The following is a 14,008-nucleotide window of genomic DNA, read 5'->3' on the forward strand; positions in this document are numbered from 1 at the left end:
ATCGGGGACTGACCGCCGGTCGTCGCGCGGCATCCTTCCGGGATGCGGCGACCGCGTCCCCTTCCCGAGAACCTGCGCGACCGAGCGTTCCACATCGACGACGCCCGGCGGGCCGGGGTCACCGCCGGCCGGTTGGATGCCGGTGACCTGGCGATCCCGTATTCCGGCGTCCGGGTGCCCGCGGGGCGCGACCTCGAGTCGCTCGCGGCCCGCGCTCGCCAGTTCGCCGAGCGGATGCGGCCCTGGCAGTTCTTCAGTCACAGCACCGCGCTGGCCCTCTACGGGGCGCCACTTCCGGCGGATCGCGTCTCGCAGCGACTGCAGGTGGCGGCGCATCGTCCGGATCGTGAACCGAGGGTCGCGGGTGTCGTCGGGCATCGGCTCGCGTCGGGCCTGGCTGACCTTCGTGAGGTCGGCGGGTTGCGGGTCGAAGCACCCGCGCGCGCATGGCGCCACGTGGCGTCCTGGTGGGATCACGAGCACCTGGTCGCCGCGGGCGACTTCCTCGTGTGGGAACGCGGTCTGCTCACCCTCGACGACCTGGCGGCGGAAGTCGCCCGGGGACCGGGACGAGGACAGGCCGCGCTGGAAGCGGCGCTCTCCGACGTGCGGGTCGGTGCGGAGTCGCCAGCAGAAACCCGGCTGCGGCTCGTCCTCTGCGCCGCGGGACTCCCCGAGCCCGCGCTCAACCTCACTCTCCGTGCGCCCGACGGCCGGTTCGTCGCCCGGTTGGACCTCGCGTACGAACGCTCGCGGGTCGCGGTGGAGTACGACGGGCGTCAGCACGCCGAGGATCGGGCGCAATTCGAGCGGGACGCCGACCGGTGGCATGACATCCGTGCGCAGGGGTGGGTGCTGGTCCGCATCCTTCGCCATCACTTGCACGGTGACGGGTAGACCGCCGTTCGTATGGTCGCGGGTGCGCTCCACGAGACGGGATGGACCCCATGACGCTCGATGTCCCACTCGGTCCGGGTATCGCGGGCGCGTACCCGGACCGAGTGGGACCTCGGCTACCGGCTGCGGTTAGAGGCGGGGGAGGAGTTCTGCGACGGATGCCGTGATCTCAGCCGTCATGTCGGCGTCGTCGATCGTGGCGGTGCCGTCGCCGGCTTGCGGGCCGTAGTCGCCGAAGGAGGCGTGGGAGGCTCCGGGGATCTCGACGAACTGTGCGTCTGCGGGCAGCAGGCTGCGGGCGTCCTGAACCTTCTTCGGTGTCGACAAGCCGTCTTCCGAGCCCGAGATGCTCAGCGTCGGCAGACCCGACTCCGACAGGTCGTTCGCGCAGTAGGAGGCGAACAGGACGAGGCCGTCGGCATCCGGTGCGAGCTGACACGCTCGCACGCCACCGAGCGAGTGTCCACCGACGAGCCAGGTGTCGATTCCGGGGACGGCGTCCGTGAACGTCGAAAGTGGGCGCGGGTCGAAGAACGCAAGGTTGAGCCAGGGGCGGGTGATGACGACCGTCATCCCGTCCTCCGTGACAAGACCGGCGAGCTTCGCCTCATAGGCCTCGGCGTCGACCTTCGCCCCGGGGATGAAAACGAGCCCGACGGTGCTCTCGCCGGATGACGGCGACATCACGACGTTGCCGCCGGCGTCGGAAACGACCACGCGGTCGTCCTGGTTCACCGGGGCGAGAGGGCCGGCCTCGGCATCCATCACGCCCACCTGGCTCCAGATCACGATCCCCACCCCACCGACCACGAGCAGCCCCACCAGCGACAGCAGCGTGATCGTGATGATCCGCCGTGCGCGCGAGTGGGGCCGCTTCGGTGAGGTCACGCGCTGTAGACGCCGAGCTCGGTCTGCCGGTGGCCGACTTCCTCCTGCACGCGGGCGAACAGCGGGTGAGACGCCTCGAGACCGGTGACGGATGCCGTGAAGGCCGCGGCATCCTCGGTCCGGATCCGCTCCTGCAACTCGACAGCCTGCGGGTCCGCAGCGTCCTCGAACCGAAGCGCGGACGCGATCGCCGTGGCGAGACCGTCGACGGCGAGGCCACGTTCAGCGGCAGCGGCTGCGGGGCCGATGAAGCGCTCGTGGCGCGACAGCTTCCGGAGGGGCTGGCGACCGACGCGCTGCACCGTGTCGGGGAGTGCCTCGTTCGCGAACCGGTCGAGGATCGTCGCGCGGTAGTCGGCGAGTTCGGCCGCGTCCAGTCCGTGCACGGCGGTGAGCAGGGCGGAGGTCTCGCCGAGCGCCTGCTCGACCTTCTCCCGGATGCCGGGGTCCGCCAGAGCGTCGGAGATGCGGGTGATCCCCGCGGCAGCACCGAAGTAGGCGGTCGCGGCGTGACCGGTGTTGACGGTGAAGAGCTTCCGCTCGATGTACGGACCGAGGTCGTCGACGAAGTGCGCACCGGGGATGTTCGGCAGGTCGCCGCCGAACGGTCCCTGCTCGATGGCCCACTCGAAGAACGGCTCGACGGTGACGTCGACACCGGCACCGGCCGGCTGCGCCGGCACGATGCGATCGACGGCGGTGTTGGCGAACACGGCGCGGGTCGAGAGGTCACCCCAGGAGTCGCCGGCGAGCTTTTCGATCTCGGCGCGGAGCGTATCGGTCGCGCCGATCGCGTTCTCGCACGCCATCACCTGCAGGGGCTTCGCATCGGCGTCACGCCGGGCGAGCCCCTCGAGGATGTGGGGCGCGACGAAGGGGAGGATGTTCGGTCCGACGGCGGTCGTCACGACATCGGCCGCAGCGACCTCGTCCGCGACGGCATCCGGGTCGGCCCGGCTGTCGAGTGCGCGGAAACCGGTGACCGTCTTGTCGCTGCCACCCGGGCCGACCTCGTGCACGGTGTACTCGGAGGCCGCGTTGATCGTCTCGACGAGGGTGGGGGCGACGTCCGAGAAGACGAGGTCGTAGCCGCCCTCGTGGAGAAGCAGACCGACGAACCCGCGACCGATGTTGCCGGCGCCGAAGTGGACGGCCTTCATGCGTTGTTCACCGTGGCGAGCAGCTGGTAGAGCTCCTCGGGGGTCTCGGCGGCCTTGAGCTTCGCGACCTCTTCGTCCTCCGAGAAGAGGAGGGCGATCTGCGACAGGATCTCGAGGTGCTCGTCGCCCTTGCCGGCGATGCCGACGACGAACGACACCCGCTCACCCGCCCAGTCGACGCCGCCGTCGTAGCGGACGAACGAGAGTGCGGAGTCGAGGATCGCTTCCTTGGTCTCGTTCGTACCGTGGGGGATGGCCAGCTCGTTACCCATGTAGGTCGACACGGCGACCTCGCGCTGCTGCATCGCGTCGAAATACGCGCTCGTCACCGCACCGGCGGCCTCGAGGATGTCGGCGGCTTCCTTCATCGCCTGCTCCTGGCTGACGGAGCCGGTGTGGATGCGGATCTGGCCGAGGGTGAGGACTTCGCGAGCCATGACGTTCTCCTTCTGAGGGGGGTGAAAAAGGATGCTGCGGGGTCGGGACCATTGTTCCCGACCCCGCAGCGGAGTGCATCAGGCGTCGCCGCGCTGGCGGCGCACCATCTCGACGACCTCGTCATACTTCGGCGAGTTCATGAAGTTGTCGACCGAGACGTGCAGGGAGTCGGGGGTGACTCCACGGGCCCGGTCGGTCAGCTGCTGCTGGGTGATGACCAGGTCGGCCGACGGGTCGAGGTTGGCGATCGCCTTGTTGGTGACCGTGACGCCCTCGACGCCCGCCTTCTTGAACTTGTTGCGGAGGACGCTGGCGCCCATGGCGGACGAGCCCATGCCGGCGTCGCACGCGAACACGACGTTCGAGATCTCGCGATCGGCGACCGCGGTGCCGGTTGCCGCGGACTCCGCCACCGGAGCGGATGCCGAGCCGCGGAGGCCCGACAGCGCGTCGGACTTCTTGCCCTTGTTCGCCTCGGTCTGCGAGACCGCGGCGGAGAAGGAGTCCGTTCCGAGTTCAGCGGCGGCGAGGTCGCGCTTGCGCGAGGCCCGCAGGATGATCGACGCGACGATGAACGTCACCGCGGCGGACAGGACCACCGACAGGATGACGGCTACGTAGCTGTTGTTCGCGACCTGCGCCATGACCGCCAAGATGCTGCCCGGGGCGGCGGGTGCGCGCAGCATGCCGCCGAGCAGCATGTTCGTGGTGACACCGGTCATGCCGCCGGCGATCAGCGCGACGATCAGGATCGGCTTCATGAGCGCGTACGGGAAGTACACCTCGTGGATGCCGCCGAAGAACTGGATGATCGCCGCTCCCGGAGCCGACGCGCGAGCGGCGCCGATGCCGAAGAAGGTGAACGCGAGCAGCAGACCGAGGCCGGGGCCGGGGTTCGCTTCGAGGAGGAACAGGATCGATCCGCCGGCGTCGCTGGAAGCCGCCTGGTCGAGGCCGAGCGGAGTCAGGACACCGTGGTTCAGGGCGTTGTTCAGGAAGAACACCTTGGCGGGTTCGATGATGATGCTCGTCAGGGGCAGGAGGTTCGTCTCGACGAGCCAGTTGACCGCGGTGCTGAGGACGTTCATGAGGCCGTTGATCAGCCACGCGAGCGGGTAGAACCCGACGATGGCCATCACGAAGCCCCAGATGCCGGCCGAGAACATGTTCACGAGCATCTCGAAGCCGGCGCGGACCTTGCCCTCCCACAGACGGTCGAGCATCTTCATGGTCCACGCGGCCAGCGGCGCCATGATCATTGCGCCGATGAACATGTTCACCTCGCCGAGCTGGTTGTCTGCCGGAAGCGTCGCATTCACCTGGGCGATCAGGAAGTCAGAACCCGCAATCACGCCGAAGGTTGCGATCGCGCCGACGACGCCGCCGCGAACCGCATACACAAGGTGGCCACCGAGGTAGGCGATGAGGATCGGAAGCAGGTAGTGGATGAAAGGACCCACGATCGTCGCGAGCTGCGCGTTCGGCGTCCATCCCTTCTCGATGAAGAAGGCGGTGAAGATGCCCCACGCGATGAGCGCGGGGATGAGCGGCATGATCATGCCGGAGAGGAACGTGCCGAATCGCTGGACGGCGACGCGGGCTCCTCCCCGGGTCTGTGCCGGAGACGTCGTTGTCATGGTTACTGGTTCTCCTTGTGCTGTGCTGCGGCTTCCTGGGCCGCGGCTCGGGCGGATGCCGCATCGGATGCGGCGAGGGCTGCTTCGGCGATGCGCTTGGCGTCGTCGAGGCTGTGGTGCAAGAGGGTGGCGCGCACATCTGCGAGCGCCGTCGGTGCCATGGAGAGGGTCGTCGCGCCGAGGCCGACGAGGACGACCGCGAGCAGCGGATCGGCCGCGGCCTCACCGCAGATGCCGATCGGCTTGCCGTTGAGGCGTCCGCCGTCGCCCGTCGCCTTGACGAGCTGAAGGACCGCGGGATGCCACGGGTCCTGGAACGAGGAGACCGAACCGAGGAGGCGGTCTGCCGCGAGGGTGTACTGCGTGAGGTCGTTCGTTCCGATCGACGCGAAGTCGGCGTGGGCGAGGACCTTGTCGGCCAGAAGGGCGGAGGAGGGGACCTCGACCATGACCCCTGCGGTCTTGATGCCGTACTCCTTCGCCAGGGTGACGAAGTACTCCGTCTCCTCGACCGTCGACACCATCGGCGCCATGACCCAGAGGTCGGCCTCGGTGGCGGCATCCGCGTTGGCGAGGGCGGTCAGCTGCTCGCGCAGGATGTCCTCGCTGGCGCGGAGCGCGCGGAGTCCCCGGAGCCCGAGGGCGGGGTTCTCCTCGTGGGCGTCGTTGAGGAACGCGAGCGGCTTGTCGGCCCCGGCATCGAGTGCGCGGACGACGACCTTCTTGCCGGGGAACGCCTGGAGGAGCTCGGTGTAGGCCTTCGTCTGCTCGTCGACGGTCGGCGCCTGCGCGGAGCTGAGGAACAGGAATTCGGTGCGGAACAGGCCCACACCCTCCGCCCCGAGCTCGACGGCCTTCGCGGCATCCTGCGGCTTGCCCAGGTTGGCCAGCAACGGAACGGCACTGCCGTCGGCGAGAGCGCCCGGAGTGACGGGGGCGTCAGCGGCGGCGGCGCGGTCGGCCTCGCGGCGTTCGACCTGCGCGATGTCGTCATCCGTCGGCTGCGTCGTGACGACGCCGGCGGCGGCATCCACGATCACCGTCTCGCCCTCGGCCAGGTCAGCTGCGCCACGGACACCGACAACGGCGACGATCGACTTCTCACGCGCGAGGATCGCGGTGTGCGAGGTCGGTCCGCCTTCGGTGGTGATGAGGGCGAGGACCTTGTCGAGGTCGAGGAGCGCGGTGTCGGCGGGAGCGAGGTCCTTCGCGACCAGGACGAACGGATGCCCCGGGTCGGGGACACCGGGAGCCGCGACGCCCCGGAGGTGTGCGATGACGCGCTGCGCGACGTCGTCGAGATCGGCGGCGCGCTCGCCGAGGTAGCCGCCCATCGCCGCGAGCGTGTCGCGGAACGAGGCGAACGCGTCGAACACGGCGAACTCGGCGGTCTTGCCGGCTGCGATGCGGTTCGTGACCTCCTCTTCGAGGGCCGGGTCCTCCGCCATCATCGCCTGCGCCTCGAGCACCTCCTGCGCAGCTCCGCCGGCGGTCTCGCCGCGCTGCTCGAGCTCGCGTGCGACGGCCTCGATCGCGGCGCGGACGCGCGTGGTCTCCTCGTCGCCGCTCAGCGTGCTCTTCTCGTCCTTCGGCGCGGGCAGCGGCTCCGCCATCCGTGCGACGGGGCCGTGGCTCACGCCCAGGCCGATTCCTACTCCTCGAAGCTCAGTCATGTGTCCCTCAGGCGTCGTGGTCGGTGGTCAGAAGTTCGGTGAGGGCATCGAGCACCTCTTCGGCGTTCGCGCCGTCGGCGGTCAGCGTCACGTAATCGCCGTTCTCCGCACCCAGCGAGATGACGCTGAGGATGCTGGCGGCATTGACGGCGCCGCCGGAGCCCTTCGAGATGGTGACGGGGATGCCGGCATCCTTCGCCGCCTGCGCGAACAGCTTCGCGGGGCGCGCGTGGAGACCATTCGACGATCCGATCCTCACGGTCCGGCTGGCCGGTGCGCTCATCGCGGGGTCCTTTCGATACGGTCGGTGGCTGTCGCGGCCTTCACCAGGGCGAACGTGCGGGTTCCATCTCGGTCGCCGAACACGTCCTCCGGCAGCAGCACGGCATGCGCCTGTCGGGTGACGGCATCCCGTTCTATCTCTGAGAGGGCGGAGGCGAGGTGCGGACCCACGAGCACCACGTCGCCGGCGTCCGCCTCCATGGCGACCATGCCGGGGACGCCCGCTCGGACGAGCAGCTCCGTGCCTTCGCGCTGTGCGGCTTGCCGCAGACGCTGAGCGACGAACGTGCTCGACGCACCGGCGCCACAGACGACGAGGATCTTCATCGATCCGCCTCCTTGTCTCTCCGCCATTCTCATCCGACTCACAGGAAGCGACAACCAGCCCTTCTTCCGCGGGGGAGGAAACCCCCTGGTCGTGCAGGTGGTTGACTGGACGCGTGAGCCGGGCGAGACAGGACCAGGTCATGGCGCTCCTGATCCGGGATGCCGCCTGGCGAACCGCCGGCGAGCTCGCCGACGTCGTGGGAGTGACGCCCCGCAGCATCCGCTCGTACGTGGCCGCCCTGAATGCACGCGTCCCGGCGTGCGACGCGATCGAATCCGGGCCGTCGGGCTATCGCGCGGGAGGCGGCGCCGCGGGCGCGCTGCGGACGGTGACGGAAGAGACCCCCCGCGACCGGCTGCACCGCCTCGTGCGGGACCTCCTCGATGCGCCCGACGGCGTCGACGTGTACGCCGCAGCGCAGCACTTCCACGTGAGCGAGGCCACGCTCGAGTCTGACCTGGGACGGGTCCGCGCGCTCTTGAGCGGAACGCAGCTGACCCTCGAGCGCTCCGCGGAGCGCGTGCGTCTGTCGGGGACGGAGATGGCGCAGCGGCGCCTGCTCAGCCGCCTCGCGCACGACGAGATGGATCAGGGCGCCTTCGACCTGCGCGCGCTCCGCCGTGCGCTGGGGGAGAGCACCGCCGAGACCTCCGCCCTCGGAGCTTTCAAGGACGAGCTGGTCGCCGGTCTCGGCGACCTCGGCTACCTCGTCAACGAGTTCGGCATCGGCGACGTCATGATGCACATCGCGATCGCCGCCGACCGCGTCGGGCGCGGTCGTGGTCTCGACGGAGCGCCCGTGGGCGACTCCGCCGCGCGTGCGAAGATCGCCGACCTGCTCGACCGCCTCGCAATCACCCACCTCGGCGTGCGACTCGGAGATGGCGACCGCGACCACTTGGCCGCCCTCGTGCAGACCCGCGTCGTCGCACCGGGCGCCGCCGAGCCCGACGCCGTCATCCGCGACCGCCTCGATCCCGACGTCGAGACGGCCGTGCGTGCGGTCGTCGCGCGGGCGGCATCCGAGTTCCTCGTCGACATCGATCACGACGACTTCATCCTGCGACTCGCGCTGCACGTGCAGAACCTGCGTCAGCGCGCGCAGGACCGGGCGTGGTCCCGGAACGCCCTCACGCGCTCGCTGAAGTCCAGCTATCCGATGATCTTCGACGTCGCCGTGTTCATGGCAGAGCAGCTGCGCATCGTCGTCGGCGCCCCGCTCCACGAGGACGAGATCGCATACATCGCGATGCACGTGGGCGGCCGGCTCGAGCGGTCCCGCCAGTCCGCCCGGCTCCTGACGGCGACGCTCGTCTGCCCCGGCTACTACGAAATGCACGAGCTGCTGCGGACCAGCATCGATCGCGCGCTCGGTCGTGAGATCGAGGTCGTCGCCGTCGAGACGCGCGTCGATCCGGACTGGTCCGGTCTCGACACCGACCTCGTGCTGACGACGATCGACCCGCCCGAGCCGTCCGACCGGCTCGTCCGCATCCAGCCGTTCCTCACCGAGCCTGACGTCGAACGGGTGCAGGCAGCGGCGGCACGCGCACGCCGCGCTCGTCGTCTCGCGGGCCTCCGTGCCGAGCTCGAGCGCTACTTCTCGCCGGACGCCTTCGTGTCGCGGCTTCCCGCGGACGCCGACGAGGAGACCGTCATCCGCGGGTTGGGAGAGCAGCTGGCCGCGCAGGGCGTCATCACCGAGGACTACGTCACCCGGACGCTCGAGCGTGAGCGGATCTCTTCGACGGCGTTCACGGACGCCCTCGCCGTGCCTCACGCGATCGGCATGACGGCGACGCGGACGGCCATCGCCGTCGGCCTCGCCGATCCGTCGATCCGGTGGGGCGACGGTCGCGTGCAGGTCGTCGCGATGGTCGCCTTCTCGGAGTCCGACCGGGAAGCGTTCCAGACCGTGTTCGAGCAGCTCGTCGAGGTGTTCAGCGAGCGCGACAGTGTGCAGCGGATCCTCCGTCGCGGCACCAGCTTCGCGGGCTTCCTCGACGAACTCGTCGCCGTCGTCGACGGCTGATCAGCCCGCGAGGCGCGCGTCCAGTCCCATCCGGACGCCCGGCCACTCGTGGGGGAGGATCGAGTACACGACCGTGTCGCGCATCGAGCCGCCGGGCCCGATCCGGTGGTTGCGGAGCACACCGTCCTGGCGGGCGCCGAGCCGCTCGATCGCGGCACGCGACTGCCGGTTGTGCCATGACGTCCGGAACTCGACGGCGATCGCGTCGCACGCCTCGAACGCGTGCTCGAGGAGCAGTCGCTTCGCCGTCGTGTTCACCTCGGTGCGCTGAACCTGCCGCGACAGCCACGTGTAGCCGATCTCGACGTGCCGGTCCTCCGCGTCGATGTTGCAGAAGGTCGTCATCCCCTCGGGCTTCTCGTCGACGATCACCGCGAACGGGTTCATCGTGCCCGTCTCGCGCTCGCCGAGCCGCCACGAGATCTCGTCGGGGACGGATGCCGGAATGGAGGTGTACCAGGCGTACTCGAGGCCGTCGCGGGCCGCTGTCAGCGCGTCGGCGTGAGCGTGGTCGAGGGGGACGAGCTGCACCCTGCCGAGGCTGAGAGTGACCGGCTCGATGAGCGGAGTCGTCATCAGGCCTGCGCTCCCGCAAGGATCGCTCGCACGCCCGCATCGACCGCGTTCAAGCGCCCCGCGGCGTCCTCTGCGGATTCGCCGCGCACGTCGAGGTACGCCTTGAGCTTCGGTTCGGTGCCGCTCGGGCGCACGATGACGCGTGAACCGTCGTCGAGCCACATGCGAAGGATGTCGCCGCTCGGTGACCCCTCGGGGGCCAGGAGCATATCCTCGACGCGCTCGACGGCAACCGATCCGACGGATGCCGGTGGTGCCTCACGGAGCGCGGCCATGATCTTGCCGATCACCGAGACGTCGTCGACGCGGATCGAGACCTGGCCGCTCGCGAAATGTCCGAACGTCGCGGCGGATTCGTCGAGCAGGTCGCCGAGCGTCCTGCCCTCTTCGCGCGCCTCGGACACGAGTCCGAGGATGGCGATCGCCGCCGAGATGCCGTCCTTGTCGCGGACCGTGCCCGGGTTCACGAGGTAGCCGAGGGCCTCCTCGAATCCGAAGACGAGCCCGGGCGCGCGCGAGATCCACTTGAAGCCCGTCAGGGTGGCGGAGAAATCGAGGCCGTAGTGCTCGGCGATCGTCTGCAGGCCCGGCGAGGAGACGAGCGAGCAGGCGAGGGTGCCGGAGCTCGCCGTCCGCGCAGCGCGCCAGCCGAGCAGCAGCCCGACCTCGTTGCCGGTGAGCCGTCGCCAGCCTCCGTCGGCCGCGGCATCCGGGATCGCGACGGCGAGCCGATCGGCGTCGGGGTCGTTCGCGACGATCAACTCCGCGCGAGCGGCGCGGGCGGTCTCGAACGCGAGGTCCATCGCGCCGGGCTCTTCGGGGTTCGGGAAGGCGACGGTCGGAAACCGGCCGTCGGGATGGATCTGCGCCTCGACGACGATGGGCGCCGGGTACCCGGCGGTCTCGAGGACGCGTCCGAGCGTCTCGTGCCCGACACCGTGCATGGCCGTGTAGACCCAGGTGAGGCCCGCGGCGCCCGCCGGAGCGGGGGCGACGAGGGCGGTCGCGCGGACGTACGCCTCCACGACGGACTCGTCGGCGATCTCGAAGCCGTCGGAGCGGGGGATCGCACCGAGGTCCGCGAGGGCGGCGACTCGATCGATGTGGGCGGCGATCTCGGCATCCGCGGGGGAGACGATCTGCGCGCCGTCGTCCGCACCGCCCAGGTAGACCTTGTAGCCGTTGTCGTCGGGCGGGTTGTGGGAGGCGGTGACCATGACACCTGCCGACGCGCCGAGGTGGCGGACGGCGAACGCGAGCACGGGCGTCGGGAGGAGGCGGGGGAGGAGGATCGCGCGGAGCCCCGCTCCGGCGAAGATCTCCGCGCTGTCGCGGGCGAACACGTCGGAGTTCCGCCGGCCGTCGTAGCCGACGACGACCGAAGGGGTCTCGTCGCCCGCGCGTTCGCGGAGATATGCCGCGAACCCTGCGGCGGCCTGTCCCACGAGCACGCGGTTCATCCTGTTCGACCCGGCGCCCAGGGCGCCGCGGAGGCCCGCCGTGCCGAAGGCGAGACGGCTGTCGAAGCGGTCGCGGAGGTCCGACGTCGCCGCCTGGTCGCCCGCCTCGGCGCGCGTGATGAGGTCGGCGAGCTCGGCGCGGGTCGCCTCGTCCGGGTCCTGCGCGAGCCACTGTCGAGCGGTCTCGAGCACGCCCTCGCTCACAGGACGCCGATCACACGGGCCAGCAGGTCGGAGATCACGGGCTCGGCTTCGCGGCCGGCCTCGAGGACCTCCTGGTGGCTGAGCGGGGTGGTCTGGATGCCGGCGGCGAGGTTCGTGATGAGCGAGAATCCGAGGATCTCCATGCCTGCCTGGCGTGCGGCGATGGCTTCGAGAGCCGTCGACATGCCGACGATGTGTCCGCCGATCGTCTTCGCCATCTGCACCTCGGCGGGCGTCTCGTAGTGCGGGCCGCGGAACTGGCAGTAGACGCCGTCGTCGAGCGTCGGGTCGACCGTGCGGGCGAGCTCGCGCAGCCGCGAGGAGTACAGGTCGGTCAGGTCGATGAAGGTCGCACCCTCGAGCGGAGAGTCCGCAGTGAGGTTGATGTGGTCGCTGATGAGGACCGGCTGGCCCGGTGTCCAGGATGTCTTGATGCCGCCGGCGCCGTTGGTCAGCACCATGATCTTCGCGCCGGTCGCAGCAGCCGTCCGGACGCTGTGGACGACCCGCCGGACGCCGTGACCCTCGTAGTAGTGGGTCCGCGCGCCGATCACCAGGACCCGCTTTCCGTCGGGCGTCAGGATGCTGCGGATCGAGCCGACGTGGCCCGCCAGAGCGGGCTTGCTGAAGCCGGTGACCTCGGTCGCGTCGAGCGTCGCGGTCGTCTCGCCGATGAGCTCGGCGGCCTTGCCCCATCCGCTTCCCAAGGTCAGGGCGATGTCGTGCTGAGCCACGCCGGTGAGGCGGGCGATGTCTGCTGCGGCGGTCTGCGCGACCTCGAACGGGTCGGTGGCGGGATCGTCGAGCGGGTGGGTCTCCTCGTGCATGCTCCCACTCTAGGAAGCCCCGGACGGCTCGGCCACACCGTCGGCTTCGCGGCGCGGCGCGGAAAGCCGCGTGAGGCTGAAAGAATGATCCACATGTCTGTGAGCTTCGAGACCACCCAGAGTGTCGCCATCATCGGTGGCGGCCCCGGCGGATATGAGGCTGCCCTCGCAGCGGCCCAGCTGGGAGCAGAGGTGACCCTCGTCGAGCGCGCGGGCATCGGCGGTTCCGCCGTCATGACCGACGTCGTCCCGTCGAAGACCCTCATCGCGACGGCCGACGCCGCCGTCGCCATCCGCGGAGCCTCCGACCTCGGAGTGCAGCTCTTCGCCCGCGGCGACAGCGGCAAGCCGCTCAAGCCCGAGATCGCGATCAACATGGCGGCGGTCAACAAGCGACTGCTCTCCCTCGCCCGTCAGCAGTCCGACGATCAGCGCGCGCAGCTGGTGGATGCCGGGGTCCGCATCATCTCCGGACACGGCCGCCTCGACGGCACGCACGCCGTCGTCGTCTCGACGGGACCGAACGGCACGGACTTCGACCGGGTCGAGGCCGACACCCTGGTCGTCTCGGTCGGCGCATCGCCGCGCGAACTCGACAGTGCGAAGCCCGACGGCGAGCGGATCCTCACCTGGACGCAGCTCTACAACATGTCGAGCCTCCCCGAGCACCTGATCGTGGTCGGGTCGGGCGTCACCGGAGCCGAGTTCGCCGGTGCCTACATGAACCTGGGATCGAAGGTGACGCTCATCTCCAGCCGCGATCAGGTCCTCCCCGGAGAAGACTCCGACGCGGCCGCTGTGATCGAGAAGGTCTTCACCCGCGGCGGCATGGAGGTTCTCTCGAAGTCCCGCGCCGAGAAGGTCGAGCGCACGAAGGACGGCGTCATCGCGACCCTGTCCGACGGTCGCACCGTCGAGGGCAGCCACTGCCTCATGGCGGTCGGGTCCATTCCGAACACGGCGGGCATCGGACTCGAGGATGCCGGCATCCAGCTCACGGGCTCCGGCCACATCCAGGTCAACCGCGTCGCGCGGACTTCGGTCCCGAACATCTACGCTGCCGGCGACTGCACGACCTTCCTGCCGCTCGCGTCGGTCGCGGCGATGCAGGGCCGCATGGCGGTCTTCCACGCGCTCGGGGACACCGTCATCCCGCTCGAACGCAACCGCGTCACCGCCAACATCTTCACCGCACCCGAGATCGCGACCGTCGGCCGCCAGGAGCGCGACATCGAGTCGGGTGCCGTCAACGGGACCGTCCACAAGCTCCCGCTCGCGGCGAACGCCCGAGCCAAGATGATGGGCGTCAAAGACGGCTTCGTGAAGATCATCGCCCGCGAGGGATCCGGAACCGTGATCGGCGGGGTCATCGTCGCGCCGCGCGCCTCCGAACTGATCTACCCGATCGCGATCGCGGTCGAGCGACGGCTGACGGTCGACCAGATCTCCCGTGTCTTCGCCGTCTTCCCGTCGCTGTCCGGGAGCATCACCGACGCGACGCGTGCGATGCACCAGGTCGCACGGGACGAAGACACTTACAGCTGAGTCGAGGGGGCGCGCGGCGAGTGCCGTCAACCCCCCTCCAGTCAGGATTCGCCCGCGTAGG

General features: G+C 69.8%; 13 protein-coding genes. 3 read left to right on the plus strand and 10 right to left on the minus strand.

The genetic code is table 11. The features are described from left to right. The first annotated feature begins 42 nt into the window (after positions 1 to 42). The gene (locus MO1_RS07520; protein ID WP_060915691.1) at positions 43 to 897 is read left to right on the plus strand and encodes a DUF559 domain-containing protein; all 855 of its coding nucleotides are present in this window, start codon (positions 43 to 45) and stop codon (positions 895 to 897) included. A gap of 129 nt (positions 898 to 1,026) precedes the next feature. Here the strand turns inward: MO1_RS07520 and MO1_RS07525 are convergent, their stop codons facing one another. The 7 genes from MO1_RS07525 to MO1_RS07555 all read right to left on the minus strand — a co-directional run bounded on the left by MO1_RS07525 (position 1,027) and on the right by MO1_RS07555 (position 7,302). Then, positions 1,027 to 1,785 carry an alpha/beta hydrolase gene (locus MO1_RS07525; RefSeq protein WP_036312786.1) on the minus strand — a complete coding sequence of 253 codons (759 nt, stop codon included), beginning with the start codon at positions 1,783 to 1,785 and terminating at the stop codon, positions 1,027 to 1,029. Further along, complete coding sequence (locus MO1_RS07530; protein ID WP_036312783.1) at positions 1,782 to 2,945, minus strand: mannitol-1-phosphate 5-dehydrogenase; 1,164 nt, start codon at positions 2,943 to 2,945, stop codon at positions 1,782 to 1,784. The genes MO1_RS07525 and MO1_RS07530 overlap by 4 nt, the downstream gene beginning before the upstream one ends. After that, positions 2,942 to 3,382, minus strand: coding sequence for a PTS mannitol transporter subunit IIA (locus MO1_RS14880; protein WP_036312780.1), 441 nt, complete (start codon positions 3,380 to 3,382; stop codon positions 2,942 to 2,944). Before MO1_RS14880 ends, MO1_RS07530 begins: the two co-directional genes overlap by 4 nt. A 78-nt stretch (positions 3,383 to 3,460) precedes the next feature. Next, positions 3,461 to 5,020 (minus strand): PTS mannitol transporter subunit IIBC, encoded by a 1,560-nt coding sequence (locus MO1_RS07540; RefSeq protein WP_036312778.1) that lies wholly within the window; start codon positions 5,018 to 5,020, stop codon positions 3,461 to 3,463. 2 nt (positions 5,021 to 5,022) lie between these two features. Further along, positions 5,023 to 6,693: a phosphoenolpyruvate--protein phosphotransferase gene (gene ptsP, locus MO1_RS07545; RefSeq protein ID WP_082724387.1), complete on the minus strand. Its 1,671-nt coding sequence runs from the start codon at positions 6,691 to 6,693 to the stop codon at positions 5,023 to 5,025. Positions 6,694 to 6,700: 7 nt separating this feature from the next. Beyond that, entirely contained in the window at positions 6,701 to 6,976 is a 276-nt protein-coding gene (locus tag MO1_RS07550) for an HPr family phosphocarrier protein (RefSeq protein ID WP_036312773.1), read from the minus strand. Further along, positions 6,973 to 7,302 (minus strand): PTS sugar transporter subunit IIB, encoded by a 330-nt coding sequence (locus MO1_RS07555; RefSeq protein ID WP_060915692.1) that lies wholly within the window; start codon positions 7,300 to 7,302, stop codon positions 6,973 to 6,975. The genes MO1_RS07550 and MO1_RS07555 overlap by 4 nt, the downstream gene beginning before the upstream one ends. Before the next feature lie 140 nt (positions 7,303 to 7,442). On the opposite strand from MO1_RS07555, the gene MO1_RS07560 reads away from it, so the two are divergent. Continuing rightward, positions 7,443 to 9,335: a BglG family transcription antiterminator gene (locus tag MO1_RS07560; RefSeq protein ID WP_060915693.1), complete on the plus strand. Its 1,893-nt coding sequence runs from the start codon at positions 7,443 to 7,445 to the stop codon at positions 9,333 to 9,335. Here MO1_RS07560 and MO1_RS07565 read toward each other — a convergent pair whose 3' ends face one another. The 3 genes from MO1_RS07565 to MO1_RS07575 are packed head-to-tail and all read right to left on the minus strand — an operon-like array spanning position 9,336 to position 12,402. Beyond that, complete coding sequence (locus tag MO1_RS07565) at positions 9,336 to 9,911, minus strand: GNAT family N-acetyltransferase (protein WP_060915694.1); 576 nt, start codon at positions 9,909 to 9,911, stop codon at positions 9,336 to 9,338. Next, complete coding sequence (locus MO1_RS07570) at positions 9,911 to 11,575, minus strand: phospho-sugar mutase (protein WP_060915695.1); 1,665 nt, start codon at positions 11,573 to 11,575, stop codon at positions 9,911 to 9,913. Before MO1_RS07570 ends, MO1_RS07565 begins: the two co-directional genes overlap by 1 nt. Further along, positions 11,572 to 12,402 (minus strand): purine-nucleoside phosphorylase, encoded by an 831-nt coding sequence (locus MO1_RS07575; protein WP_036312760.1) that lies wholly within the window; start codon positions 12,400 to 12,402, stop codon positions 11,572 to 11,574. The genes MO1_RS07570 and MO1_RS07575 overlap by 4 nt, the downstream gene beginning before the upstream one ends. 84 nt (positions 12,403 to 12,486) lie before the next feature. Here MO1_RS07575 and MO1_RS07580 point away from each other — a divergent pair, with 84 nt between their 5' ends. Continuing rightward, positions 12,487 to 13,947, plus strand: coding sequence for an NAD(P)H-quinone dehydrogenase (locus MO1_RS07580; protein WP_036312757.1), 1,461 nt, complete (start codon positions 12,487 to 12,489; stop codon positions 13,945 to 13,947). Positions 13,948 to 14,008: the final 61 nt, after the last annotated feature.

The sequence above is a fragment of the Microbacterium oleivorans NBRC 103075 genome (assembly GCF_001552475.1).
Lineage (GTDB): Bacteria > Actinomycetota > Actinomycetes > Actinomycetales > Microbacteriaceae > Microbacterium > Microbacterium oleivorans.